The organism is Streptomyces sp. B3I8 (assembly GCF_030816915.1).
Taxonomy (GTDB): Bacteria; Actinomycetota; Actinomycetes; order Streptomycetales; family Streptomycetaceae; genus Streptomyces.
Genome location: NZ_JAUSYN010000002.1, coordinates 2,906,753 through 2,931,842, shown reverse-complemented (window position 1 = coordinate 2,931,842; position 25,090 = coordinate 2,906,753). Strand labels below are relative to the sequence as shown.

Annotated in this window: 20 protein-coding genes; 7 read left to right on the top strand and 13 right to left on the bottom strand. The window is 72.7% G+C overall.

What is annotated here, in order from left to right:
* Window positions 1-90 precede the first annotated feature (90 nt).
* Both QFZ64_RS14995 and QFZ64_RS14990 read right to left on the bottom strand, forming a co-directional pair.
* Window positions 91-1,707 carry a penicillin-binding transpeptidase domain-containing protein gene (locus tag QFZ64_RS14995; RefSeq protein WP_307065937.1) on the bottom strand — a complete coding sequence of 539 codons (1,617 nt, stop codon included), beginning with the start codon at window positions 1,705-1,707 and terminating at the stop codon, window positions 91-93.
* A gap of 235 nt (window positions 1,708-1,942) precedes the next feature.
* The gene (locus QFZ64_RS14990) at window positions 1,943-3,703 is read right to left on the bottom strand and encodes a dolichyl-phosphate-mannose--protein mannosyltransferase (RefSeq protein WP_307065935.1); all 1,761 of its coding nucleotides are present in this window, start codon (window positions 3,701-3,703) and stop codon (window positions 1,943-1,945) included.
* Between the two features lie 139 nt (window positions 3,704-3,842).
* On the opposite strand from QFZ64_RS14990, the gene rsmI reads away from it, so the two are divergent.
* Window positions 3,843-4,697 carry a 16S rRNA (cytidine(1402)-2'-O)-methyltransferase gene (rsmI, locus tag QFZ64_RS14985; RefSeq protein ID WP_307065932.1) on the top strand — a complete coding sequence of 285 codons (855 nt, stop codon included), beginning with the start codon at window positions 3,843-3,845 and terminating at the stop codon, window positions 4,695-4,697.
* Window positions 4,698-4,799: 102 nt separating this feature from the next.
* Here rsmI and QFZ64_RS14980 read toward each other — a convergent pair whose 3' ends face one another.
* The 3 genes from QFZ64_RS14980 to QFZ64_RS14970 all read right to left on the bottom strand — a co-directional run bounded on the left by QFZ64_RS14980 (window position 4,800) and on the right by QFZ64_RS14970 (window position 7,723).
* On the bottom strand, window positions 4,800-6,104 hold the full coding sequence (locus QFZ64_RS14980) for a resuscitation-promoting factor (RefSeq protein ID WP_307065930.1): 1,305 nt from the start codon (window positions 6,102-6,104) through the stop codon (window positions 4,800-4,802).
* Between the two features lie 127 nt (window positions 6,105-6,231).
* Window positions 6,232-7,110 (bottom strand): TatD family hydrolase, encoded by an 879-nt coding sequence (locus QFZ64_RS14975; RefSeq protein WP_307065928.1) that lies wholly within the window; start codon window positions 7,108-7,110, stop codon window positions 6,232-6,234.
* Window positions 7,111-7,264: 154 nt separating this feature from the next.
* Window positions 7,265-7,723, bottom strand: coding sequence for a hypothetical protein (locus QFZ64_RS14970; protein ID WP_307065926.1), 459 nt, complete (start codon window positions 7,721-7,723; stop codon window positions 7,265-7,267).
* Between the two features lie 292 nt (window positions 7,724-8,015).
* Here QFZ64_RS14970 and rsmA point away from each other — a divergent pair, with 292 nt between their 5' ends.
* Window positions 8,016-8,990 (top strand): 16S rRNA (adenine(1518)-N(6)/adenine(1519)-N(6))-dimethyltransferase RsmA, encoded by a 975-nt coding sequence (gene rsmA / locus QFZ64_RS14965; RefSeq protein ID WP_307065924.1) that lies wholly within the window; start codon window positions 8,016-8,018, stop codon window positions 8,988-8,990.
* On the top strand, window positions 8,987-9,883 hold the full coding sequence (locus tag QFZ64_RS14960; RefSeq protein ID WP_307065922.1) for a 4-(cytidine 5'-diphospho)-2-C-methyl-D-erythritol kinase: 897 nt from the start codon (window positions 8,987-8,989) through the stop codon (window positions 9,881-9,883). The genes rsmA and QFZ64_RS14960 overlap by 4 nt, the downstream gene beginning before the upstream one ends.
* 10 nt (window positions 9,884-9,893) lie before the next feature.
* On the opposite strand, the gene QFZ64_RS14955 is transcribed toward QFZ64_RS14960, so the two are convergent.
* Window positions 9,894-10,487, bottom strand: coding sequence for a Uma2 family endonuclease (locus QFZ64_RS14955; protein WP_307065920.1), 594 nt, complete (start codon window positions 10,485-10,487; stop codon window positions 9,894-9,896).
* 182 nt (window positions 10,488-10,669) lie between these two features.
* Between QFZ64_RS14955 and QFZ64_RS14950 the strand changes: the two genes are divergently transcribed.
* The 4 genes from QFZ64_RS14950 (at window position 10,670) to QFZ64_RS14935 (ending at window position 17,830) form a co-directional block, all read left to right on the top strand.
* The gene (locus QFZ64_RS14950) at window positions 10,670-12,496 is read left to right on the top strand and encodes an ABC-F family ATP-binding cassette domain-containing protein (protein WP_307065918.1); all 1,827 of its coding nucleotides are present in this window, start codon (window positions 10,670-10,672) and stop codon (window positions 12,494-12,496) included.
* A gap of 306 nt (window positions 12,497-12,802) precedes the next feature.
* Window positions 12,803-14,677 carry a PQQ-binding-like beta-propeller repeat protein gene (locus tag QFZ64_RS14945; protein ID WP_307065916.1) on the top strand — a complete coding sequence of 625 codons (1,875 nt, stop codon included), beginning with the start codon at window positions 12,803-12,805 and terminating at the stop codon, window positions 14,675-14,677.
* A 124-nt stretch (window positions 14,678-14,801) separates the two neighbouring features.
* Window positions 14,802-16,877: a PQQ-binding-like beta-propeller repeat protein gene (locus QFZ64_RS14940; protein ID WP_307065914.1), complete on the top strand. Its 2,076-nt coding sequence runs from the start codon at window positions 14,802-14,804 to the stop codon at window positions 16,875-16,877.
* 278 nt (window positions 16,878-17,155) lie between these two features.
* Window positions 17,156-17,830 carry a LuxR C-terminal-related transcriptional regulator gene (locus QFZ64_RS14935; RefSeq protein ID WP_307065912.1) on the top strand — a complete coding sequence of 225 codons (675 nt, stop codon included), beginning with the start codon at window positions 17,156-17,158 and terminating at the stop codon, window positions 17,828-17,830.
* Window positions 17,831-18,237: 407 nt separating this feature from the next.
* Here QFZ64_RS14935 and QFZ64_RS14930 read toward each other — a convergent pair whose 3' ends face one another.
* The 7 genes from QFZ64_RS14930 to QFZ64_RS14900 form a co-directional block, all read right to left on the bottom strand.
* The gene (locus tag QFZ64_RS14930) at window positions 18,238-19,047 is read right to left on the bottom strand and encodes an enoyl-CoA hydratase/isomerase family protein (protein WP_307065910.1); all 810 of its coding nucleotides are present in this window, start codon (window positions 19,045-19,047) and stop codon (window positions 18,238-18,240) included.
* 26 nt (window positions 19,048-19,073) lie between these two features.
* A complete protein-coding gene (locus QFZ64_RS14925; RefSeq protein ID WP_307065908.1) occupies window positions 19,074-20,369 on the bottom strand; it encodes a cytochrome P450 in 1,296 nt (431 codons plus the stop codon).
* 328 nt (window positions 20,370-20,697) lie between these two features.
* Entirely contained in the window at window positions 20,698-22,086 is a 1,389-nt protein-coding gene (locus tag QFZ64_RS14920; protein ID WP_307065906.1) for a cytochrome P450, read from the bottom strand.
* Between the two features lie 40 nt (window positions 22,087-22,126).
* A complete protein-coding gene (locus QFZ64_RS14915) occupies window positions 22,127-22,738 on the bottom strand; it encodes an ATP/GTP-binding protein (protein ID WP_307065905.1) in 612 nt (203 codons plus the stop codon).
* Window positions 22,731-23,105, bottom strand: a complete 375-nt coding sequence (locus tag QFZ64_RS14910) for a DUF742 domain-containing protein (protein WP_307065903.1) — start codon at window positions 23,103-23,105, stop codon at window positions 22,731-22,733. The genes QFZ64_RS14915 and QFZ64_RS14910 overlap by 8 nt, the downstream gene beginning before the upstream one ends.
* Window positions 23,102-23,503 carry a roadblock/LC7 domain-containing protein gene (locus QFZ64_RS14905; RefSeq protein WP_307065901.1) on the bottom strand — a complete coding sequence of 134 codons (402 nt, stop codon included), beginning with the start codon at window positions 23,501-23,503 and terminating at the stop codon, window positions 23,102-23,104. Before QFZ64_RS14905 ends, QFZ64_RS14910 begins: the two co-directional genes overlap by 4 nt.
* On the bottom strand, window positions 23,500-24,768 hold the full coding sequence (locus tag QFZ64_RS14900) for an ATP-binding protein (RefSeq protein WP_307065899.1): 1,269 nt from the start codon (window positions 24,766-24,768) through the stop codon (window positions 23,500-23,502). The genes QFZ64_RS14905 and QFZ64_RS14900 overlap by 4 nt, the downstream gene beginning before the upstream one ends.
* Window positions 24,769-25,090 lie beyond the last annotated feature (322 nt).

The window sequence follows — 25,090 nt, the reverse complement described above, 5'->3', positions numbered from 1 at the left end:
GTCCCCGCCCCGGCTGTCCCGTGCGCTCCGAGCCCCCCGGAGAACGCAACGAGGCCCTCAGCCTAAGGTCCCGGTGTGACAGGGACGGTCTCAGCCGGCGCTTCGTAGCACAGATGCGACGATCGGACCGGCCGCGTCGCCGCCGTGACCGCCGGCCTGGGTCATCGCCGCCGCCACGACGTCGCCGCGGAACCCGGTGAACCAGCTGTTGGACTTCGCCTGCCCGTCGACCTCCGCCGAGCCGGTCTTGGCACCGATGTCCCCGCCGAGCCCCGACATCGCCTGCGTGGCGGTGCCCTGGGTCGCGGTGAGCCGCATCATCTGCTTGAGCTGGCTCGAGGTGTTCGCCGGCAGCCCCTTGGCGGTGGCGAACTCGCGGTTGTCGAGCTTGCGCGGGACCAGGTACGGCTGCCGGAAGCTCCCGGTGATCGCCGTCGCCGTCACCGAGGCCATGTTCAGCGGGCTCATCTGCACCTTGCCCTGGCCGATCGCGTTGGCCGCCCGGTCGGGACCGCTGGACGCAGGCACGCTGCCGTCGAACGAGGTGATCCCGGTGCTCCAGTTGTTGTGGCCGAGCCCGAACCGGTCCTGCGCCTCGTTCATCAACGAGGCGTCGGTGAGCGGCTTCTCGTCGATCAGCTTGATGAACGCGGTGTTGCAGGACCGCATGAAGCTGTTGGCGAGGGTGGCCGACGGGTTGGAGGACATGCCGGTGAGGTTGTGGAAGGTCTGCCCCTGCCACACCGCGGTGTCCGTGCAGGGCGCCGGGCCGTTCATCGAGGTGACCTTGTTGTCGATCAGCATCGCGGCGGTGATGATCTTCATGGTGGAGCCGGGGGCGAGCTGCCCCTCGAAGGCCGCGTTGAACTGGTCCCCGCGGTGGTTGGCGACCGCGAGCACCTCACCGGTGCTGGGCTTGACCGCGACGACGGAGGACTCGGCGTACTTGCGCACCGCCTTCTCGGCCGCCGCCTGCGCGTTCGCGCTGAGCGTGGTGTGCAGCTTGCCGGGGGTGCCCGGGGAGAGCGTGGCCAGGGTCTCGTCGGCCGCCGCCCGGTCGCCGCGCCGGATCTGCAGCTCGATGCCCGGCCTGCCGCCCGCCTTGTCGCCGTACCGCTTGCGCAGGGTGGCCAGGACGGGGGCGAGCGAGGGGTACTTCTTCGGGTCGAGGACCTTGCCGTCGCGGTCGACCGCCTCGATGGGCGGGCTGGTGGCCTCGCCGGTCACCAGGGTGTCGTCGGCCCGCAGGTCCGGGTGGACCACGGACGGCTTCCACGCGACCAGCGCCCGCCCGGTGGCCCTGCCGCGCACCACGCGCAGGGTGCTCTTGTACGTCAGCGGCTCGGTGTCGTCCCGGTAGGTGACCGTCCCGCGCACGGAGAACGGCACCGAGGTGCCCTTCGGCGTGCCCGGGGTGATGTGCACCTCGGAGATGTGCGCGTTGTTCTTGTAGGCGGTCAGCAGGTCGGCGGCCGCCCCGGACATGTCGTCGGTGGCGTCGGCCGCCTTGGTGGCGTCGCCCTTCTCCCAGGCCGTGAAGAACGTACTGCTCGCGTCCTTCACCTCGTCCGCCGAGAGCGGCCCCGTCTTCACCTCCGTGCCGGTGTCGCTGACGGCGGACACGAAGCTGAACGCCCCGTACCCGGCGCCTCCCACCAACACCACGCACACCGACGTGATGATCGCGGCTTTGGCCCCCTTGCGCATGCCTTTCAGCCCCTCCCGGCTCTACCGTGCACCCTCGACTGTAGGGGGCGCCCACGATCCCTGTGGCAGAAGTGACCCTAAGTTGTCCTAAGAGTCATCAGATCGCTGACCCCGTGTACAACCCGCCGAACTCCCGGGGTTTTCCGGCCGGGTGCTCCGCGGACCGTGCCTCGGCCGCTCCGGGTGCTCCGGCCGCTCCGGGTACTCCCGGTGCTCCGGGATGCGTGAGCCGGCGTCAGATCCACGTGTCCAGCCACATCCGCGAGCGCCACTCCTCGATCCGGATGGCGTCTCCGGTGAACAGCGGCCAGAAGTAGATGAAGTTCCAGGCGATCAACAGGACCAGCGCGCCCGCCCCCGCCGCGCCCACGACCCGACGGCGTTCGGAGGAGCCGGGCGGTCCCAGGATCCCGCCGATCATCATGGCCACCGCCAGGCACAGGAACGGGAGGAAGACCACCGCGTAGAAGAGGAAGATCGTGCGGTCCTGGTACAGGAACCAGGGCAGGTAGCCGGCCGCGACGGCGCACGCGATCGCGCCCGCCCGCCAGTCCCGGCGGAACAGCCAGCGCCACAGCACGTACAGGATCGCCAGGCACGCCGCCCACCACAGCACCGGTGTGCCGATCGCGAGGACCTCGCGGGCGCACTTCTCGGACGCGTCGGCGGGACAGCCGTCCCGGCCCGGGGCGGGCGACTCGTAGAAGTACGACACCGGGCGGCCGAGGACCAGCCAGCTCCAGGGGTTGGACTGGTACGGGTGCGGCGAGTGCAGGTTGACGTGGAACTGGTAGACCTCGTGCTCGTAGTGCCACAGGCTGCGCGCCCACTCCGGCAGCCAGGTCCAGCCCTCGCCCCGGCCCGCGCCGTTCGCCCAGTCGCGGAAGTAGCCGCCCTTGCCGTTGTCCGGGGAGAGGATCCAGCCCAGCCAGGAGAGCAGGTACGTGACCAGGGCGACCGGGACGGTGGCGAGGAACGCCAGGCCCGTGTCGCGACGGAGGACCGCCCGGTAGGGGCGCTCGGCGCCCGCGACCCGGCGGGTGCCCACGTCCCAGAGCACGGTCATCACGCAGAACGCGACCATGATGTACAGGCCGTTCCACTTGGTGCCGATCGCCAGGCCCAGCATCAGACCGGCCGCCCAGCGCCAGGGCCGCGGTCCCAGGCGGGTGGTCTCGGCGATGTACGGATCCGGGCGGACCCTGCCGTCCGGATCGGCGGGCAGCGCGGCGGCCAGCAGCCCTCTGGTCCGGTCCCGGTCGAGGACCAGACAGCCGAACGCGGCCAGCACGAAGAACATCAGCACGCCGTCGAGCAGCGAGGTCCGGGCCATCACGAAGGCGAGCCCGTCCACCGCCATCAGGGCGCCGGCCAGGCAGCCGAGGAACGTGGAGCGGAACAGCCGGCGGCCGATGCGGCACAGCAGCAGCACGGCCAGGGTGCCGAGCAGCGCGGTCATGAACCGCCAGCCGAACGGATTGAAGCCGAAGAGCAGCTCGCCGAGGCCGATCACGTACTTGCCGACCGGCGGGTGCACCACGTACGCCGGGTCCGTGGGGATCGCCACATGGCCGTCGTGCCGCAGGATCAGGTCGTTGGCGTTCTTCGCCCAGTTCGCCTCGTAGCCGTTGTGGACCAGCGCCCAGGCGTCCTTGGCGTAGTAGGTCTCGTCGAATATCACCGCCTTCGGGCTGCCCAGGTTCCAGAACCGGATCACCCCGGCGAACAGCGTCACCAGCAGCGGCCCGCCCCAGCCGGACCAGCGCCGGACGCGGTCGGCGAGCCCGGGACGCAGACCGAGCACCGCCCAGGTGCGCGGGTCCGGTTCGCTGAAGGGCGGCACGAGCCGGGTGCGCACATCGCCGTCGGCGGCCGGGGCGGCGGCGTCCGGTGGGGGCGCGTAGCCGAATCGGCGCAGCCGCTGCTGCCACGCGGGCTGCCGGTCCTGGGCGGCCAGGCTCTGCCGGGTGTCCGTGGAGGACGCGGTACTGGTCACCGCGCCATCGTAGGGAACCGCGCTGTGCGCGTCCCGCGCACGCCGTGGTTCGGTCGTCGACGCGGGCGGGGGCCGCCTCCCCGGTTCGGTCGCCGAAGGGGGCGGAGGCCGCCTCCCCGGGCCCTGGGAGGATGGGGGAGTGACTGGAATCCTCGTACTCGCCGGCACGCCCATCGGTGACGTGTCCGACGCCCCGCCCCGGCTCGCGCAGGAACTGGCCTCGGCCGATGTCGTCGCCGCCGAGGACACCCGGCGGCTGCGCCGGCTCACCCAGGCCCTCGGGGTGCAGCCGACGGGGCGCGTCGTGTCGTACTTCGAGGGCAACGAGAGCGCCCGGACGCCGGAGCTGGTGGAGGCGCTGGTGGGCGGCGCGCGGGTGCTGCTGGTCACCGACGCGGGGATGCCGTCGGTCTCCGACCCCGGGTACCGGCTGGTGGCGGCGGCCGTGGAGCGGGACGTACGGGTGACGGCGGTGCCGGGGCCGTCCGCGGTGCTCACCGCGCTCGCCCTGTCCGGGCTGCCGGTGGACCGCTTCTGCTTCGAGGGGTTCCCGCCGCGCAAGGCGGGCGAGCGGCTCGCCCGGCTGCGGGAGGTCGCCGACGAACGCCGCACCCTCGTCTACTTCGAGGCACCGCACCGCCTCGACGACACCCTCGCCGCGATGGCCGAGGTCTTCGGTTCCGACCGGCGGGCGGCGGTCTGCCGGGAACTGACCAAGACGTACGAGGAGGTCCGGCGCGGCGGGCTGGGCGAACTGGCCGTGTGGGCGGCGGAGGGGGTGCGCGGCGAGATCACGGTGGTCGTCGAGGGCGCCCCCGAGCGCGGGCCGGAGGCGCTGGACGCGGCGGAACTGGTGCGGAGGGTGCGGGTGCGGGAGGAGGCGGGGGAGCGCCGCAAGGAGGCGATCGCCGCGGTCGCCTCCGCGGCGGGCGTCCCCAAGCGGGAGGTGTTCGACGCGGTGGTCGCGGCGAAGCACGCGCCCGGCGAGGGGTGATCCCCGGCTTCTGTGCGGCTCCGCCGCGGGGTGGGGTGCCTGGGAGTCCGGGGTGCTCGTGGGTGGGCCCGCGCCCGTCCACGCACAGGTGCTCCCCTGCTGTCACGGGTTCAGCAACGCGCCGCAGTGCGGCCAAGGCGCCGTCCCCCGGCGTACGTACAGCTTCTTGGCGCGGTACGTCTGCTCCGCCGACGGCGCGTCCTCCGGGCGGCCCCGTCCGCCCAGCTCGCGCCAGGTGCGCACGTCGAACTGGTACAGCCCCCCGTACGTCCCGGACGGGTCCACCGCGTCCGCCCGACCGCCCGACTCGCAGCGCGCGAGCGCCTCCCAGTCCAGCCCCTCCGCGCCCGCCACGGACGTCGGCAGCGGCCGGGTCCCCACGCGCACCACCCGGGTCTCCGGCTGCCTGAGGACCTCCGTCCGCAGCCGTCGCGGCGGCTGCCGGACCCCGTTGACCGTGCGGACGCCGTACGTCACCCGGCGCATGCCCGCGTGTCCCGCGCTCCGCACGACCTCCGTGCCCCGGAACAGCGTCGGGTCCTCGGCGCGCCGCTCCTCGAACGGGATCGGCTCCTCGCGCACCTCCCGGTGTCCCCGCACCCGCATGACGGTGACCGTCTGCCCGTCCCGGGGGAAGCTGTCCGGCGCGACCGACGTCGTGTCCTCCCCGCGCAGGGCGACCCCGGCCTGCGCGACCGCCTCCCGCACGGTCGCCGCGTTGGTGCGCAGCCGCCGCTCGCGCCCGTCCGCCATGACCGTCACCGTCCGCTCGGTGCGCACGTCCAGGGCGAGCCCCTCGCGGCCGATGCGCCGGGAGGGCGCGACCGACACGTACGCGCCCTCCACCCGCACCCCCAACTCCCGCAGCGCCGCGTCGACCGTGCGCGCCGTCGTCCACACCCGGTGCCGCCGCCCGTCCAGGGTGAGCCGCAGCGGCCGCCCGTGCCGTACGTCGATCTCGTCGCCGCTGCTCAGGGCGGCGCCGGGGCCGGGGGTGACCCGGTCGTGGGCGCCGGTGTCGAGGCCCTCTTCGGCGAGGAGTCCGGTGACGTCGTCCGCGAAGGTGTGCAGCGTGCGCCGCCGGCCGTCGACATTCAGCTCGACCGCCTTGTCCTTGGCCACGAACGCCGAGGTGCCGCCGGCGAGGAACGCGACGACCAGCGCCTGCGGGACCAGCCGGCGCACGGCTGCGGGGCGCGCCGGGGGCTTGCGCCGGGCACCCCGCCGCACGGGCCCGCCCTGCCGGGGCAGCGACGGCACGGTCTCCGCCTCGTGCAGCCCGTAGGACCGCGCGCCGTACGTCGTCCCGTACGGCTCCGTGGGGACGTACGTGGGCGTGTACGGCGGATACGGCGGATGCGGCGTGTACGGCGAGGGGGTCGGGGTGTCCTGGGGACAGGTGTTCACGACGACGCGCTCCGAGGTGGGCTGGTCCGGACCGGGCCAGCGCAACCTAGCGGGGGTGGTCGTCGCTCACCCGCACGACACGAACACGGAGCGTGGCGACGCGTGTTCGTGTCGTGACCCTCCGCGATCAGTAGTCGAACGCGCGGGCCGTGTTCGCGGCGATCGCGGTGGCCAGCGCGTCCTCGTCCGTGCCGCGCACCTCGGCCATCGCGCGCAGCGTGACGGGCACGAGATAGGGCGCGTTGGGGCGGCCCCGGTACGGCGCGGGGGTGAGGAAGGGCGCGTCGGTCTCGACCAGGACCAGCTCCAGCGGGGCCACGACGAGCGCGTCCCGCAGGTTCTGCGCGTTCTTGAAGGTGACATTGCCGGCGAAGGACATGAAGTAGCCGTGCCGGGCGCACTCCTCGGCCATCGCCGCGTCCCCGGAGTAGCAGTGGAAGACGGTGCGCTCGGGGGCGCCCTCCTCCTTCAGGACGCGCAGCACGTCGGCGTGGGCGTCCCGGTCGTGGATGACCAGCGCCTTGCCGTGCCGCTTGGCGATCTCGATGTGGGCGCGGAAGGACCGCTCCTGCGCGTCCTTGCCCTCCGGGCCGGTGCGGAAGTGGTCGAGCCCGGTCTCGCCGACCCCCCTGACCTGCGGGAGGGCGGCGAGACGGTCGATCTCGGCGAGTGCCTCGTCCAGGGCGGCGTCCCCGCCGGGCTCGCGGTGACCCTGCCGGGACCAGCCGTCGGGGTCGCCGTGGACGATGCGGGGTGCCTCGTTCGGGTGCAGGGCGACGGCGGCGTGGACCGCCTCGTGCGCGGCGGCGGTCTCGGCGGCCCAGCGGGAGCCGTTCAGATCGCAGCCCACCTGCACGACCGTGGTCACCCCCACCGACGCGGCCCGGGCGAGGCCCTCCTCCACCGTGCCGGACTGCATGTCGAGGTGGGTGTGGGAGTCGGCGACCGGCACCCGGAGGGGCTCCGGGAGCGGCGGCGCGGCGTTCTTGTCGGTGTGCGAAGGCATGCACCGATCCTACGAACCGCGCATGCCCTGCCGACCGCGCATGCCCTGCCGACCGCGCATGCCCTGCCGACCGCGCATGCCCTGCCGACCGCGCATGCCTTGCCGACCGCTGACACCCGCGCACCGCTCACGCCGGCCGACCGCTCAAGTGGGTTCAGCTCGTCCGGTGCTGCCGGTGCGCGAACAGGTGGAGGAGGTCGGAGAACCTCCAGTGGTGCCCCTCCCCGGACGCGCCCTCCGTGACCGGTGCGTCGGTGATCGACGCACCGGCGCCCCGGGCCTTCGGCGCCCGGCGCGGGGCGGAGCGGGCGGCGTCCTGCCGCTGCCCGTACAGCGACCGCTGTGCCGAGGAGACCCGGCCGGGCCGCATGATCCGCAGCACGTGGCCGCCGCAGTTCTGGCAGGACGGGCGGGACAGGGGCGACGGCACGACGGCGCCGTTCGCCACGTAGGTCACGAACGCGGTGCCCTCGGCGTCGAGGTGGTGCTCTATCTCGTACGACTGCTCCCAGCCGTGCCCGCAGCGCATGCAGGCGAACGAGTACGACTCGTGAACGACGTCGGTGGCGGCGCGGGTGTCCGCCCTGCCGGTGCGTCCTGCGATCTCTGTCATGCCGGCTCCTCTTGGCCTGTCCGGGGACAGCCGCCCGGCGGGTGGCGCCCGCCGTGGGCGTGGGACGGGGTGCCGTCCCACGTTCCAGTGGACGCCCGGGGACCGTGCCGGTGCAGGGGGCCTGTCGAAGGTTGGTGCCGATTTGACCGGTCCGTTGCCGGATGCCCCGGCGGTCACCTGCGCCTTTGCCTGACCGCGCGACGGCTTTGCCCCCGCATGGGGCGCCACCGGTCGCACTCCCCGACCCGCCGCGCGCCCGTACGGCTCATGCCCGCCCCGTACCCTTGTCGCCGTGAGCAACCCCTCCCCTCCCGACCCCCTCCTCGGGCCCGCCGACGTCCGTGAGCTCGCGGGCGCGCTCGGCGTGCGGCCCACCAAGCAGCGCGGGCAGAACTTCGTCATCGACGCCAATACCGTGCGGCGCATCGTCCGGACCGCCGAGGTGCGGCCGACGGACGTCGTCGTGGAGGTGGGGCCCGGACTCGGCTCGCTCACCCTCGCCCTGCTGGAGACCGCCGACCGCGTCACCGCCGTCGAGATCGACGACGTGCTCGCGGGCGCGCTGCCCGCCACCGTCGCCGCCCGGATGCCGGACCGCGCCGACCGCTTCACGCTCGTGCACCGCGACGCCCTGCACGTCACCGGGCTGCCGGGCCCCGCCCCGACCGCGCTCGTCGCCAACCTGCCGTACAACGTGGCCGTGCCCGTCCTGCTGCACATGCTCGACACGTTCCCGAGCATCGAGCGCACGCTGGTGATGGTGCAGGCCGAGGTCGCCGACCGGCTGGCCGCCGGGCCCGGTTCCAAGGTGTACGGCGTGCCCTCGGTCAAGGCGAACTGGTACGCCGAGGTCAAGCGGGCCGGCTCCATCGGCCGCAACGTCTTCTGGCCCGCGCCGAACGTCGACAGCGGACTCGCCTCCCTCACCCGCCGCACCGAGCCGGTGAGGACCACCGCCGCCAAGGCCGAGGTCTTCGCCGTCGTCGACGCGGCCTTCGCGCAGCGCCGCAAGACCCTGCGGGCCGCCCTCGCCGGCTGGGCCGGGTCACCGGCCGGCGCCGAGGCCGCGCTCGTCGCCGCGGGCGTCTCCCCGCAGGCCCGCGGCGAGTCCCTGACCGTGGAGGAGTTCGCCCGCATCGCGGAACACGGCCCGCGCGCGCCCCACGCCCCGCGCGCAGCCCGTGAGCATGCCCCGCGCGCACCCCGCACACCGCACGATCACCTCGCGCAGGATCACGCCCCGCACAAGGAGCCCGGCAGCCAGTGAGCGTCACCGTCCGCGTCCCCGCCAAGGTCAACGTCCAGCTCGCGGTGGGCGCCGCCCGCCCCGACGGGTTCCACGACCTCGCCAACGTCTTCCTCGCCGTCGGCCTGTACGACGAGGTCACCGCCGCCCCCGCCGCCTCCCTGCGCCTGACCTGCGCGGGCCCCGACGCCGACCAGGTCCCGCTGGACGAGTCGAACCTGGCCGCGCGGGCCGCCCGCGCCCTCGCCGGGCGGTACGGCGTCGAGCCCGCCGTCCACCTCCACCTCGCCAAGGACATCCCGGTCGCCGGCGGCATGGCGGGCGGCAGCGCGGACGCGGCCGGCGCACTGGTGGCCTGCGACGCGCTCTGGGGCACGCACGCCCCCCGCGAGGAACTCCTCGAGATCTGCGCCGAGTTGGGCAGCGACGTGCCGTTCTCCCTGGTCGGCGGGGCGGCACTGGGCACCGGACGCGGGGAGCGGCTGCGGCCGCTGGAGGTGGGCGGCACCTTCCACTGGGTGTTCGCGGTCGCCGACGGCGGGCTCTCCACCCCGGCGGTCTACCGCGAGTTCGACCGGCTGACCGAGGGCACGGACGTCCCCGAACCGGTGGCCTCCGACGCCCTGTTGTCCGCCCTGGCCAAGGGCGACGCCACGGCCCTGGCCGCCGCGCTCACCAACGACCTCCAGCCCGCCGCGCTCTCGCTGCGCCCCGCCCTGGCCGACACCCTCGCGGCCGGCCGCGGGGCCGGGGCCCTGGCGGCCCTGGTCTCCGGCTCGGGCCCGACGACGGCGTTCCTGGCCCCCGACGCGGAGACGGCGACGACGGTGGCCGAAGCCCTGCTCGGCTCCGGTACCTGCCGCACGGCCCGCACGACGACAGCACCGGCGCCGGGGGCGACGGTGCTGTCGTGACGGGCGGGACTCAGAGTTCGTCGATGGCGGTCAGGTCGATGTCGATGTCGTAGGGCGCGGTGAGCTTGACGTGTTCGTGGTGGATGCCCGTCAGCGCATAGGTTCCGGTCGCCCCACCGCGTTCGTAGACCTGGACGACGGGGTGGTCCGTCTCACCCGCCATCTCCACCAGCCAGAAGTGCGGAATGCCCGCGGCGGCGTACTTGAACGGCTTGGTGTCCCGGTCGCGGGCCTCGGAGTCCGGCGAGACGACCTCGACGGCGAGCAGCACGTCGGCGGCCTCGAAACGGGTCTGGCTCCTGCCCTTCACGGCGTCGGCCCGCAGCACACAGATGTCCGGCTCGAAACCGTTGCGGCTGTCGAGTACGACGGTCATCTCGCGGCGGACCTTCAGGTCCGGCGGCAACGTGCGGCGCAACCCGTTCACCAGCAGATCGATGGCGATGGTGTGGAAATCTCGCTGCGGACTCACGAAGACCAGGCTCCCGTCGATCAACTCGGTGTGCGGCGGGAGATCAGGCAGCGTGAACAGGTCGTCCACGGTGTAGCCGTCCATCGGGGGCATCGGCCAGTGGCAACGCTGCTCTACGGGCTCGGCGGTCATGGTTCCTCCCATGGACGGGATCCTGCTGCCTGACTTCCACGGTAGCGGTCCTTTCGCGCCCGTGTCCTCACAAAGAGTGACGTGGACCGCACGCCCCGCCACCAGCACCGCAGGGCCTACGCTTGAAGGCTGATCGAGTTCACCTGTCGATCACGTCCCCCGGGTCCCCGATCAGGAGTGAAATGGCCGTCAACCTCGTCAATGTCGAGTCCGTCAGCAAGGTGTACGGCACCCGTGCCCTGCTCGACGGGGTCTCCCTGGGGGTGTCAGAGGGGGACAGGATCGGGGTCGTCGGACGCAACGGCGACGGCAAGACCACCCTGATCCGGATGCTCGCCAAGCTGGAGGAGGCCGACACCGGGCGGGTCACGCACTCCGGCGGGCTGCGGCTCGGCGTACTGACCCAGCACGACTCGCTCGACCCCGCCGCCACCGTCCGGCACGAGGTCATCGGCGACATGGCCGACCACGAGTGGGCGGGCGACGCCAAGGTCCGCGACGTGCTGACCGGGCTGTTCGGCGGGCTCGACCTGCCCGGCTTCCCGCAGGGCCTGGACACCGTCATCGGCCCGCTCTCCGGCGGGGAGCGCCGCCGCATCGCGCTCGCCAAGCTGCTCATCGAGGAGCAGGACCTCGTCGTCCTCGACGAGCCCACCAACCACCTCGACGTCGAGGGCATCGCCTGGCTCGCCCGCCACCTGGCGGCCCGCCGCTCCGCGCTCGTCTGCGTCACCCACGACCGCTGGTTCCTCGACCAGGTCTGCACCCGCATGTGGGACGTGCAGAAGGGGACGGTCTACGAGTACGAGGGCGGCTACTCCGACTACGTCTTCGCCCGCGCCGAACGCGAGCGCATCGCCGCCACCGAGGAGACCAAGCGGCAGAACCTGGTCCGCAAGGAGCTGGCCTGGCTGCGGCGCGGCGCCCCCGCCCGTACGTCGAAGCCGCGGTTCCGCGTCGAGGCGGCCAACGAGCTGATCGCGGACGTGCCGCCGCCGCGCGACACCTCCGAGCTGATGCGGTTCGCCTCCTCCCGGCTCGGCAAGACCGTCGTCGACCTCGAGGACGTCACCGTGCAGGCGGGTCCCAAGGTGCTGCTCCGGCACGTCACCTGGCAGCTCGGCCCCGGCGACCGGATCGGCCTGGTCGGCGTCAACGGCGCGGGCAAGACCTCCCTGCTGCGCGCCATGGCCGACGCTGCCGTGACCGAGGGGGAGACGCAGCCGGTGGGCGGGAAGATCCGCGTCGGCAGGACGGTGAAACTGGCCTACCTCTCCCAGGAGGTCGCCGAACTCGACCCCGAACTGCGCGTCCTGGAGGCCGTACAGCAGGTGCGCGAGCGGGTCGAGCTGGGCAAGGGGCGCGAGATGACCGCCGGTCAGCTCTGCGAGACGTTCGGCTTCGGCAAGGAGAAGCAGTGGACGCCCGTCGGCGACCTGTCCGGCGGTGAGCGGCGCCGGCTGCAGGTGCTGCGGCTGCTGATGGACGAGCCCAACGTGCTGTTCCTCGACGAGCCCACCAACGACCTCGACATCGAGACCCTCACGCAGCTCGAGGACGTGCTCGACGGGTGGCCCGGCTCGATGGTCGTCATCTCCCACGACCGGTTCTTCGTGGAGCGCACCACCGACCGGGTGTTCGCCCTCCTCGGCGACGGGGCGCTGCGGATGCTGCCGCGCGGGATCGACGAGTACCTTGAGCGGCGCGAACGGATGGAGAAGGCGGCGGAGGCGGCCGCCCCGGCGCCCGCGTCCGCACCCGCCGCCCCGGCGGGCGGCGCGACCAGGACCGTCTCCTCGGCCGACGCCCGCGCCGCGAAGAAGGAGCTGCAGAAGGTCGAACGGCAGCTCGACCGCGTCTCCGACAAGGAGAAGGCCCTGCACGCGGCGATCGCCGAGAACGCGACGGACTTCGCCAAGGTCGCCGAACTCGACGCGGAACTGCGCGCTCTCGGCGCTCAGCGCGAGGAGTTGGAGATGCGGTGGCTGGAACTGGCGGAGGACGCCTGACCCCGACGGCCCTCCACCGGCCCTCCACCGGCCGGGCCCTTCAACGGCCCTTCCACGGCGCTTCGGCGGTCCCGTCGCCGTCTGCAGGGTGCGCGGTGCACGCTCTGTGCCCGAGCGGTGAAGGCGAGTAACGACCCCATCACGGACCGGTCCTCCCTTGGGAACAGGGGGTGACCGGCCGGTCGGGTTGCCTCGGGGCGGTGATAGAAAGGGCCGGAGTGAGAATCGTCTGAGAAGCACTGCTGTGGCGGGAAACGATCGCTGTCGAGTACGGCGCCACGCGGTGAAAAAGGGGGGAAGGCGCTGATGACTCAGCCGAGCGAGCCGTCGCCGCAGGGCGGCGACGGAACACCGCGGGGACAGCAACCGCAGCCACCGCAGGGCGGCTTCGGCGCCCCGCAGGATCCACGGCAGCCCTCCGCGCCCCAGCCCCCGCAGGTACCCCAGCCCCCGCAGGCACCGCCCGCCCCGCCGCAGCCCGGGTACGGCTACCCGCAGCAGCCGGCCGGACCCTACGCGCCCCAGGCCCAACCGCAGCCGCAGCCGGGCCCGTACGGTGCCACCCCGCCCCAGCAGCCGGGACCGTACGCCCAGCCCGGTCCGTACGCCCAGCCGGGCCCGTACCAGCAGACCCCGGCCCAGCCGGGGCCGTACGGCGCCCCGCCGCAGCCCGGTTACGGCTATCCGCAGCAGCCGCCGCACTTCCCCGGCGCGCCCACACCCCCGCCGGCCGGCGGGGGTGGCCGGAACCCGTTCAAGGGGAAGCCCGCGCTGCTCGTCGGCGCCGCCGTGGCGCTGCTGCTGGTCGTCGGCGGCACGGTGTGGGCCGTGAGTGGCGGTGGCGGCGGCGATGACGACGACAAGAAGCCCGTCGCGCACAGGAGCGGCACGGCGACCGCCTCCGCGAGCGAGTCCCCGGTCGACAAGGGCGACGGCGGCGGAGGCGGCGGCGCGGATCCGGAGAACCTCAACGAGGGCCGCAAGGACGGCGAGGCGAAGGTCCTCTGGTACAAGCAGGCCCCCAAGGCCCCCGGCGACGGCGCGGACGCGCCCGGCATGTGGATCACGGGGAAGACGGCCGTGAAGGCGGTCTACAAGGAGGTCGAGGCCTACGACGTCGCCACCGGCGAGGCCGCCTGGGACCCGGTCACCTTCCCGCAGAAGATCTGCGCGGTGACCCACCAGAAGACCGACGACAACAAGGTCGTCGTCGCCTACATGAACGGCGTCAGTGACAACGCCACGTGCAACCAGCTCCAGCAGATCGACCTCGTCACCGGCAAGAAGGGCTGGAGCACGAAGGTCTCCGAGGGCGAGCTGTTCGACAGCACGCGCTCCCTGGAGGTGTCCCTCACCGGGGACACGCTGATGGTCGGCCGCTCCCAGTCCGGTACGGCGTACGACGTGCGGTCCGGCAAGAAGCTGTGGGACAAGAAGAAGTACGGCGCCGCCTGCTTCCCCTCGGCGTTCGCCGGCGGTGCGAAGCTGATCGCCGTCTCCTCCTGCGCCGCGTCCACCTCCAAGGAGCACGACGAGGTGCAGGAGCTGGACCCGAAGACCGGCAAGGCCCGGTGGACGAGGAAGATCCCCAAGGGCTGGTCGGTCGCGCGGACGTACTCCGTCGCCCCGTTGGTCCTGTACCTCACCGACGAGGACAACAAGAAGTGGAACATCTCCACGCTGAAGAACGACGGCTCGGTCCGCTCCCAGGTGGACGTGAACGAGTCCTTCGCCCCCGAGTGCGGCTGGGCCATCCTGGAGCGCGACCTCCAGGGCTGCACCGGCGTCACGGCCGACGCCGGCACCCTCTACCTGCCGACCGAGGCCAAGACCGGCGCCAACGAGATCGTCGCGATCAGCCTGGACACCGGCAAGGAGAAGTGGCGGACGAAGTCCCCGGCCGACTCCTCGATGCTGCCGATGCGGACCGAGGGCGCCGCGCTGTACGCCTACGTCGAGCCGACGTACGAGGCCGGCGGCCGGGTGGTGTCCGTGCCGACGGGCGGCGGCAGCCACCGGCCGAGCACCCTGCTGCGGAACCCGCAGGGCACCGCCGAGATCGAGAACGGCTTCTACTCCCGTGACATCGCGTACGTGGACGGCCGTTTCTACCTCTCCACGGGCCGGCTGAACGGCAACTCCGAGACCAAGCAGAAGCTGATGCTCGCCTACGGCAAGTGACCGGCGGCCGCGGGCCCTCGGGTCCCCGCGGCTGCCGTCGCCGTCCTCTGTTGCCCTTGTCGTAGCCGTCGTTCCCGTCGCCTTCGTCGTCCCCGTCGTCCGTACCCACGAGGAAACCCACGCCATGAGCCAGCCGCCGCCCCCGCCTCCGCACCAGCCGCCTTCGGGGGACTCCGGTGCCCCGCAGGACCCGCTGAAGAAGAAGGCCCCCGACGCCCCGGAGACCCCGGGTACTCCGGAGACCCCGCAGGCGCCGGGAACCCCGGCCGCCGCCCCGGCCCCGCAGGACCCGCCGCCCGCACCGCCGGGCTTCGGCGCGCCCCCGGCACCCCAAGGACCGCCGCAGGGACCGCCCCAGGGCACTCCGCAGCCCCCGCCCCCGCAGGGCTTCGGTGCCCCGCAGCCCCCGCCCGCGGGTGGCTTCGGCGCGCCCCCGGCCCCGCCGGCCGCTCCGCCCGGCGCGCCCCCGGTCACCCCGCCGGGCCAGACACCGCCGCCCCCGCCCACGCCCCCGCAGGGCCCCGGTTACGGCTACCCGCAGCCGGCACCCGGGTACGGCTACCCGCAGCCCGCCCCGCCGCAGCAGCCCGGCTACGGCTACCCGGTTCAGCAGCCCCCGCCGTACGGACAGCAGCAGGGCTACGGGCAGCAGGGTTACGGCCAGCCGCAGCCCGGGTACGGCTTCCCCGGTCCGCAGCCGGGGTACGGCGGTTACCAGCCGCCCACCGTGCCGATGCAGCCGCAGGCCGGCGGCGGACGGAACCGGAAGGTGCTGTGGATCGTCGTCGCGGCGGTCGCCGCGATCGCGCTGATCGTCGGCGGCGGCGTCATCTACGCCACCTCCGGCGGGAGCGACGACCACGAGAAGACCGCCTCCGACTCCGGCGGCAAGGGTGGCGACAAGGGCGGCAAGGGCGACAACGGCTCCACCGGCGGGAGCAACGGCGGCGAGAAGGCGCCCGCGAACCCGTCCGCCAAGGTCCTCTTCCAGCTTCCGGCGCCGAAGATCACGGACAAGAACGAGATCGACAGCGTCGCCGGCTCCTGGCTGAGCGGTTCCGTCTACGCCAAGGCCGCCGTCAACAGAATCGTCGGCTACGACGCGGACTCCGGTACCACCAAGTGGACGCTGGACCTGCCCGGCCAGACCTGTGCCGGCACCCGTACGACCGGCTCGGACGGCGTCGCCGCGGTGATCAGCGAGTCGGCGAGGCGGAAGAACGCCAAGGACTACCACCCGTGCACCGAGATCACGGCGTTCGAGGTGGCCACCGGCAAGAAGCTGTGGAGCAAGAGCGTCGCCGTGAGCGGCGCGAAGGTGCAGTTCAAGGAGGCCACGATCTCCGGCACCACCCTCGCCGTCGGCGGCGGGTACAACGGCGGCGCGGCCTTCGACCTGAGCTCCGGCAAGGTGCTGTGGCAGCCCAAGGTGGCCGACTGCCAGGACGAGGGCTACGCCGGCGGCGAGCAGCTCGTGGCCGTGCGCAAGTGCGGCGACTTCGGCAACGAGCGCTACTCGGTGCAGCTCCTGGACTCCACGTCGGGCGCCGTGAAGTGGGAGTACAAGCTGCCCGCCGGCATCGACAACGCCAAGGTCATCTCCACCAGGCCGGTCGTCTTCGGCGTGGACTCCGGTGAGATCACCGCGAGCGGTGTCACGGACGTCTTCTCGCTGGACGACAAGGGCGGACTGCGTACGAAGATCACGCTCGAGGACGGCAAGTACGAGCACGACTGCGGCGTGAACCTGGTCGAGGACTGCCACGCCATCACGGTCGGCAACGACAAGCTGTATGTGCCGACCAAGGAGCACGACGGCTCGGGAGACTTCAGCCGGACCAACGAGATCATCGCGTTCTCGCTGGCCACGGGGAAGACCACCGGCGACAAGATCGACGCCGGTGACGGCTACGACATCTTCCCGATCCGCATGGACGGCGACAGCATCCTCGCCTACAAGGACGGCCCGTACGACAAGGGCGCCCAGGTGGTGTCGGTCGACGGCACGTCCCTGAAGTCGACCAAGCTGCTGGAGACCCCGGACTCGCAGTCGGTGATCCGCGCCGTCAGCAGCATGGTCCCGAAGACCTCGGAGCTGCTCTACGGCGACGGCCGGCTGTTCTTCGGCAAGGACCTGATCAGCAAGCCGTACTCGGCCGGCGAGAAGGAGTACACCGCGCTCGGCTTCGGCGCGAAGTAGTCCGCGAGGCGCGCGCGGGAGTGCGCGCGCCCGGCCCCGCCCCAGTTGGGGGCGGGGCCTTTTCGCGTGATCGCTTACCGTGCCGCGCCCGCCCGGGGAGGGCTTTTCGGCAATCCGGGCAGTTCTGGGCGCCAGGGGGAGCGCAACGTCGAACAAGCGTGTAGCTTCCGGGAGCAGACAGAACGGGGTTGCCGAGCGGGGTCTTTCCGACCGCGGGGATCGATGGGCATCCACAGTGGGCATCCGTTGGGGGACTGGGGTGACTGGGGGGTTGCTCAATGGGAGTGCGGCTGATGGTGGTCGATGACCACCGGCTGCTGGCCGAGGCGCTGGCCTCGGCGCTGAAGCTGCGCGGGCACCGGGTGCTCGCCGCGGCGGCGCCCGCCGCGGGGGCGGCGGAACTGGTGATCACGCGCGCACCGGAGGTGTGCCTGCTGGGCACGGCCGCGCCGGCCGCGCCGGGCGCGTTCGACCCGGTGGCGCGGATCAAGCGGGAACGTCCGCAGGTGGCGGTGGTGGTGCTCGGCCCGGTACCCAACCCCCGCGGCATCGCGGCGGCGTTCGCGGCGGGCGCGTCAGGCTACGTACGGCACGACGAGCGGATCGAGGGCGTCGAGCGGGCGATCATGAAGGCGCGGGCGGGCGAGGCGGCGGTGGCACCGCTGCTGCTGCAGGGGGCGTTCGCCGAACTCCTCAACCCCGCCGCCCAGCCGGACGACGAGGGCCAGCGGCTCCTCGCGATGCTGACGCCCCGCGAGGTGGAGGTACTGGTCCGGGTCGCCGACGGCGAGGACACCCGGCTGATCGCGGCGGGCATGGGCATAGCCCCGAGCACGGCGCGCACGCACGTGCAGCGGGTGCTGATGAAACTCGGCGTCGGCAGCCGGCTGGAGGCGGCGGCCCTGGCCGCCCGCACGGGCCTGCTGGACAGGGCGAGCCCTGTCGACGGGTGAGGGCGCGTCACAGCTCGGGGGTGCGGGTCCGTCGGCGGGTGCGGGTGCGTCACAGCTCGGGGGTGCGGGTCCGTCGGCGGGTGCGGGCGTGTCACAGCTCGGGGGTGCGGGTCCGTCGGCGGGTGCGGGTGCGTCACAGCTCGGGGGTGCGGGTCCGTCGGCGGGTGCGGGCGTGTCGTGGCTTGTCGCGCAGTTCCCCGCGCCCCTCGAAAGCCAGGGGGCGCCCCCCGGCTTTTGCTTCACGGGCGCGGGGTACCGCGCGAGCAACCACCCACGAACCGCACCCGCCGACGAACCCGCACCCCCCACCCCACCAGGCGCCCGGGGGAGAAGGGGCGAAGCCGCTCGAGGGGACGGGAAGGGCAGGGGCGGCGGCGGGGGCGAAAAAACCCCGTGCGCACCCCCCGTCACAGAAGATGCCCCGTACGGCGGCCCGAGCCGTGCTGGTCGTTGGCGAGCACCGCCGCCAGCAACTCCGCATCCAACCCGGTGGCATCCGCCAACCGCGCCCCCACCCCGTACGCGTTGAGCAACGCCTTGGTCACCCGCAACGCACCCTCCGGCCTCCGCACCACCGGCCGCGTCCACGCGGCCACCGCCGCGTCCAGCTCCGCCCACGGCACGACCCGTTGCAGCAGCGACAGCTCCAGCGCCTCCGCCGCTCCGAACTCCCGCCCCGTCAGCACCAGTTCCCGCGCCCGCGCGGGCCCCACCTCGCTGAGCAGCCGCGGCAGCAGCCCGCCCCACGCGGCCGGCACCCCGAGCGCGAGCTCCGGGAGCCGGAAGGTCGCGGTGTCCGCCCCGGCCCGCAGATCGCAGGCGAGGGCGAGCGCGAACCCCGCTCCGATCACCCGGCCGTGCACCGCCGCGACGGTGACCGCCGGGTTCTGGGTCAGCGCCTCGCAGACCCGCCGCGCCCGGTTGCCGTAGGCACGCACCCCGGCGCCGCCCGGGTCCTCGGCCAGGTGCCCGGCGAGCTCGGCGCGGTCCCCGCCGAGGCAGAAGTCCTCGCCCGCACCGGACAGGACGACCACCCGCACGCCGGGCTCCTGGCCGTCGAGCACGGTCAGCAGGTCGTCGAGCATCTGGTCGGTGACGAGGTTGCCGTCCTCGGGCGTGTTCAGCTCGATCGAGAGCACCGCACCGCTCCGCTGGACCCGCAGGGTCTTCAACAGCACGGTCTCGGGCGTGGGATGCGCGGGAGGTACCGAGGGCATCGGGGGCACGGGCGGCGTCGGGGAGGTCATGCGGTCGCCCCCAGGGCGTTCACGGCGTTCACGGCGGTCACTTTCAGGGAGGTCACGCGCCGGAACACCATCCGGGGCGCGTAGGCGGGGGCGGAGACCGGCCGCAGGGTGGGGAACCGTTCCAGCAGCCTGGTCAGCAGGGTGCGGATCTCCAGCCGGGCGAGCGCCGCCCCCAGGCAGTAGTGCGCGCCCCCGCCGAAGCTGAGGTGCGCCCCGGCCCGGGTCGGGTCGAAGGCCCCGGGGTCGGGGTTGCGGCGCGGGTCGTGCGCGGCGGCGCCGTAGAGGACGTGGACCATCGTGTCGCGGGGCATGGGCACCCCGGCCAGTTCGGTGTCCTCGGCGGCGTAGCGAGAGGTGATGTGCACCGGCGGGTCGTAGCGCAGGGTCTCCTCCATCGCCCCGTCGACGAACTCCGGGTGCTTCCGCAACCAGGCCCACCGTCCGGGGTCCCGGCCCAGCAGCCACACCGCGTTGGACATCGTCGTCGCGGTGGTCTCCATGGAGGCGATGGTGATGAACATGGTCAGGTGGTAGAGGACGTGGTCGGCGGCGGCCGGGTCGTCCGGGTGGGCGGCGTCCCAGTGGCGGATCCAGCCGGAGAGCGCGTCGTCGCCCGGTGCGGCGCGACGGCGGGCGATCAGCTCGGTGAAGTACTCCCGCATCTCGGCGGTGGCCTCGGCCGAGATTTCCAACTGGCTCTTGGTGGGGGTGAGTTCCTGGGCGAAGACCTGGCGGTGCGCGAAGTCCACGATGCGCGCGTGGTCCTCGGGGGGCAGGCCGAGCCAGTGGCCGACGGTCCGGATGGGCAGCGGCTCGGCGACGGTGGCGAGGAAGTCGGCCTCGCCGTCGGCCTTCAGCCGGGCGGCCAGGTCGTCGAGGAGGGTGTCGACGTGCCCGGTCACGACCGGGGCCAGGCCCTGCAGGGTGGTCCGGTCGAAGGGGTTTCCCAGGGCCCGCCGCTGACAGGTGTGCTCGGGGGCGTTGAGGCGGGAGAGGGTGCCGCCCATCTCGCGGGTGGCGGCGGCCCCCCAGCGCCCCGGTTCGGGCTGCCGGTCCTGCCAGGCGAAGTCGGGGACGTGCCAGGTGCGGTCGCGCAGTACCTGGTTGCAGACGTCGTACCCGGTGACGAAGTAGCCGCCCCAGGGAGCGGGGACGACGTCGCCCAGTGCGCGGAACTCCTCCCAGAGCGGGAGGGGGTTGCCCTGGCCCTCGGGCGAGCGGAGCCGCCGGAGGACGGAGAGGACGGTACGGCGGTCGACGGTGGTGCGGGGTATGTCACCGACGGCGGACACGGGGAGCTCCTTCGGGTGGGCAGCGCGTTACCCGTACCGGCGGAACCTACCCCTCCCCCTACCGTGTGCATGCGCCACTGCGTGTTGCTCCTGTCACATTCCGTGGCACATTGTGGATTTTTGGCGGTCGCCATCGCTCGCAAATGATCAAAAATTGTTCACAGGAGCACACGTACGCTCACGCGGCGGGGGGTGCGGGCCTGTCCCGGCCCGCACCCCCCGCCACCTGCGTCACACCCGTCACTCCGTCAGGCCTGCCGGACCCGTCTCACCCGGCACACCCGGCACACCGTCACGCCGGACACACCGGTCGCGACGGCCGCACCCGTCACACCCGGAACAGGTCCAGGAACGTGCTCCAGAAGCCGCCCTTGCGGCCCGACCGCTGCGGCTCCGCCGAGCGCGGGGCCGCCGGCGCGGCGGACCGCATCGGCTGCTCGGCGGGGGCCGGCCGGGACGCCGGCATGGCACCGTGGCCGAGGGCCGCGGCCACCCGGGTCGCGGGCGTCGGGCTGAACCGGACCGGCAGCGCCACCAGCGCCCGGTGGAAGAGGCCCGGACGCCACTGCAACTGCGCGGCGGGCACGGCGAGCTGGAGATCGGGCAGGGCGTTGAGGATCGCCTCGACCGCCGCCACCGCGATCACCTGCGCCGGCGACTTCGCGGGGCAGGCGTGCGGCCCGGCACCCCAGGCCAGGTGGGCGCCCGCGCTGCGCGCCTGCCGGGCCTCCTTCAGCGCCGGGTCCGTGTTGGCACCCGCGAAGCTGATCATGACCGGTGAGCCCGCCTCCACGACCGTGCCGCCGAGATCCACGTCCTGCACGGGGAAGTGGGTGGCGTAGTTGGCGATCGGCGGGTCGTTCCACAGGACCTGGTCGAGCGCCTCCTCGATCAGCATGCCGGTGCCGCGGCCGGAGGAGTCCTCGGTCAGCAGCGTCAGCAGGGTGTTGGAGATGAGGTTGCGCTCCGGCTCGATGCCGGCGCCCATCAGCATCACCAACTGGTCCTTGAGCTCCTCGTCCGTCAGACCCGCCCCGTGCTGGATCAGCCACGAGGTCATGTCGTCGCCGGGCTCGCGCCGCTTGAGCGCGATCAGCTCCATCAAGGAGGCGTTGAGCTCCTCGTTGGCGCGCAGCGCCTCGCTCGCCTCCTGCGCCTCGAACAGCGCGGCCATGGCGCCGGTCAGCCGGTCGCCGATGTCGGCCGGGCAGCCGAACAGCTTGTTGAACAGCAGCAGCGGCAGCAGTTTGGCGTAGTCGTGCAGCAGGTCGGCCCGGCCGCGCTCGCTGAACTGGTCGATGAGGTACGCGGCGATCGGCTCGACGTCCCGGCGGATCCGGGTGATGTTCAGCCGGTCCAGGCTCTCGGTGACCGCCTTGCGCAGCCGCAGGTGCACGGCTCCGTCGGTGAACAGGCAGTTGGGCCGGTACGCCATCATCGGCAGGACGGGGCTGTCCAGGGAGATGCGGCCCTCGTTCAGGTCCCTCCAGCGCCGCGAGTCCCGCACGAAGAGCTGCGGGCTCTGCAGGACGCGCAGGGCGGTCTCGTATCCGGTGACCAGGGTGGCGTTCACACCGGGCGCGATCTCGACGGGCGCCGCCGGGCCCTGGGCGCGCAGCTGGTCGTAGACCAGGTGCGGGTCGGCCGCGAAGTCGGCGCCGTGCATCGGGCATCTCGAGGCGGCGCCGGGGCTGCCGGCCGGTTGCTGGTGGTCCATGAGGGAGTTCCTTCGGGGGCGGAAGTGGTACGGGGGGTGTTCAGGACACCCGGGTGAGCAGGTGCCGCACGAGGGCGATCAGCGCGTGGCCGGAGGAGCGCTGGTCCCGTGCGTCGCAGTACTCGACGGGGGTGTCCGGCAGCAGGTCCAGCGCCTCGCGGATCTCCTCCTTGCCGAACCGCGCGGACGGGTCGAAGGAGTTGACGGCGATGGCGTACTCCAGGCCGTACTTCTCCACCAGGTCGATCACCGGGAAGGAGTCGGCGAGCCGCGAGGGGTCCACCAGGATCAGCGCGCCCAGCGCGCCGCGCGCCATGTCCTCCCAGAGCTGCATGAACCGCTGCTGCCCGGGGGTGCCGAACAGGTACAGCACCAGCTCGTCGCTGAGGGTGAGCCGGCCGAAGTCCAGCGCCACGGTGGTGGTCACCTTGTCCGGCACCCCGCGCAGGTCGTCCACCTGGCTGGACGCCTCCGTCATCTTCTCCTCGGTGCGCAGCGGGGTGATCTCCGACAGCGATCCGATGAGCGTGGTCTTGCCCACGGCGAAGTGGCCCACGACGAGGATCTTCGCGGTGGTGGTCACCGCGTCGGAGACATACATCCCCGGGTTGCGGCCGGCAGGGGTGCTGCGGGTGTCCACGCGCTCATCCATAACGGGTTTGGAGTCCATGCAGCACCTTCTCGATGGTTTCTCGGTCGACGAGCTGCGCGCGCGGCGGTGCGGCGCGGCGCAGCAGATGGCCCTGTTCGTATAAATCGGTCAGCAGCAGCCGGGCCACCCCCACGGGCAGCCCGAGGTGGGCGGAGACCTCCGCTACGGCCAGGTAGCCGCCCGCGCACAGCTCCCAGATCTCGCGCACCTCCGGGGACGCCCCGAGCGGCAGCTCGGCGTCGGGGGCGAGCGTCACCAGGGTGTGCAGGGACAGCTCGTCCGCCTCCGGCAGACGCCGGCCGCCGGTGATGACGTAGGAGCGTACGAAGTGACCGGTGACCGCGGCTTCCTCGTCCGGCCTGGTCATACGTCCGCACCCGCGCTCTGGCGGGGCGGTGTGGTCATCGCCTTGCCCAGCGCGCTCACCTGCTGCTGCATCCGGAACGACATCGACTCCATGTCGACGTCGAGGGCCGCCGACACCGCCAGGTAGGCGCCCTGGCCCGCGGCGATCAGGAAGATCCAGCCGCCGTCGTACTCGATCAGCGTCTGCTTCCAGACGCCGTTCCCGCCGGACACGAACGGGGCCACGGCCCGGCTCAGCGACTGCATGGAGCTCATGGCGGCGGCGTTGGTCTCCGCCTCGTCGCGGCCGATGTCGCTGGAGCGCTCCAGCAGCAGGCCGTCGGCCGATACGAGGATCGCGTGCCGGGCGCCGCGCACCTGGAGCACGTCGTTCAGCACCCACGACAGGTCGGGATTCACTGGTCTTCGGGTCCTTCCGTGGAGGGGGTGTTCCGACCGAGCTGCGTGCCGCGGGCGAACGCCGAGATGCGCGCCGCGGTGACCTGGCCGCCGTGGTCCGGCTCCGGTTCCCGCTCCGTCTCCTCGACGGGGAACGGGACCACGGAGACCGAACTGATGCGACGCCGTTTGGGCAGACCGCCGACCGTGGTGCCCAGCGGCCGGGCGGGTGCCGCGTGGTGGGCCGGGGTCGCCATCGACGTCAGCCGCTGCGGCGGCGCCATCGGCTCCGGGTCCGGTACGGGCGTCGGCCCCGGCGTCGTGGACTGCCCGTCCGGGTAACCGTGACCCGCCGCACCGGACTCCTCCGGCTCGGGCACATTGGTGGTCAGCAGGTTCTCGGGCAGAAGAATCACCGCACGTACGCCGCCGTAGGGGGACACGGAGTCGACAGACACCTTGAAGCCGTAGCGGGCGGCGAGCATCCCCGAGACGGCGAAACCGAACTTGGGGGGGTTGCCGAGGCCGGTGATGGCGACAGGCCCCTTGGGGTCGAGCAGCTCGGCGGCCCGGTCCTTCTCCTCCTGGCTCATGCCGAGGCCCGCGTCGTCGACAATCACGCAGACGCCGGTCGACACGGACTGGATGTTGATCTCGACGGGCGTGCCGGGCGCGCTGTAGTTGGTGGCGTTGGCCAGCAGCTCGGCCAGGACCACCGCCACGGGCTCCACGGCCCTGGGCGCGACCGAGACGTTCACCTGCGAGTTGATGCGGACCCGGTCGAAGTGCTTGATCCGCCCCTGCGCGCTGCGGGCCACGTCGTAGACCGAGGCGATGGTCTCGCGCCGGCCGAGCCAACCGCCGCACAGCACCGCGATGCCCTGGGCGCGGCGGCTGAACTGGCTGTTGGTGTGGTCCACGAGCATCAGGTCGGCGAGGATCTCGGAGTCGTCGCCGTACTTGCGCTGTGCCTTGTCGATGACGTGCTGCTGCTCGTCCGCGAGCACCTGAAGGGTGCGCATCGCGGACTTCAGCACGTCCTTGGTCTCCGCCTCGGCGTCCTGGCGCACCTCCGCGAGGGCGTCGGAGTGCTGGGTACGCAGGGCGGCGTAGTCGGTGTAGAGCTGGTTGCGTTCTCCCTGGAGGCCGTCCCGGGCGCCGCGCAGGTTCTCGTTCTGTCTGCGGAGTGCCATGTTGGTGCGGCGGGCCTTCAACACCGCGAAGACCGCAGCGAGAAGTACCGCCAGCAAGACCCACAGGAGTGGGTCCTGGATCAAAGACGTCATGAGACTCTCTTCAAGTCGCCTCGCGACAGGGGCGACCGTGAGCCCGGGCCTGGGCCGGCAGGCCACGGTCGCTGCCCCTCGCGATGGGGCCCTAGAGACTGTCCCCCGTGCGCGGTCAACACGTGACGCGCCGTCAGCCTACTGAACGTGCGATGATCTTAGCAGTCTGTGAGCTGTCAACCCCTTGGTTCGGCCCACTGTTTGAGACCTTCACAGGGCCTTCGCGTGAGGATTCCCCGGAGTGCCCCCCAGGGCCCCGACGAGGGACGACGGGACACCCGGGTGTGTTTTCTGTGAAGCCGCAAGTAAAGTCCTGACCATC

Coding starts and splice junctions, on each gene's coding strand:
- QFZ64_RS14995 (WP_307065937.1), bottom strand. CDS start 1,707: ATGCGCAAGGGGGCCAAAGCCGCGATCATCACGTCGGTGTGCGTGGTG.
- QFZ64_RS14975 (WP_307065928.1), bottom strand. CDS start 7,110: ATGCCTTCGCACACCGACAAGAACGCCGCGCCGCCGCTCCCGGAGCCC.
- QFZ64_RS14970 (WP_307065926.1), bottom strand. CDS start 7,723: ATGACAGAGATCGCAGGACGCACCGGCAGGGCGGACACCCGCGCCGCC.
- QFZ64_RS14955 (WP_307065920.1), bottom strand. CDS start 10,487: ATGACCGCCGAGCCCGTAGAGCAGCGTTGCCACTGGCCGATGCCCCCG.
- QFZ64_RS14950 (WP_307065918.1), top strand. CDS start 10,670: ATGGCCGTCAACCTCGTCAATGTCGAGTCCGTCAGCAAGGTGTACGGC.
- QFZ64_RS14945 (WP_307065916.1), top strand. CDS start 12,803: ATGACTCAGCCGAGCGAGCCGTCGCCGCAGGGCGGCGACGGAACACCG.
- QFZ64_RS14940 (WP_307065914.1), top strand. CDS start 14,802: ATGAGCCAGCCGCCGCCCCCGCCTCCGCACCAGCCGCCTTCGGGGGAC.
- QFZ64_RS14935 (WP_307065912.1), top strand. CDS start 17,156: ATGGGAGTGCGGCTGATGGTGGTCGATGACCACCGGCTGCTGGCCGAG.
- QFZ64_RS14930 (WP_307065910.1), bottom strand. CDS start 19,047: ATGCCCTCGGTACCTCCCGCGCATCCCACGCCCGAGACCGTGCTGTTG.
- QFZ64_RS14920 (WP_307065906.1), bottom strand. CDS start 22,086: ATGGACCACCAGCAACCGGCCGGCAGCCCCGGCGCCGCCTCGAGATGC.
- QFZ64_RS14915 (WP_307065905.1), bottom strand. CDS start 22,738: ATGGATGAGCGCGTGGACACCCGCAGCACCCCTGCCGGCCGCAACCCG.
- QFZ64_RS14910 (WP_307065903.1), bottom strand. CDS start 23,105: ATGACCAGGCCGGACGAGGAAGCCGCGGTCACCGGTCACTTCGTACGC.
- QFZ64_RS14900 (WP_307065899.1), bottom strand. CDS start 24,768: ATGACGTCTTTGATCCAGGACCCACTCCTGTGGGTCTTGCTGGCGGTA.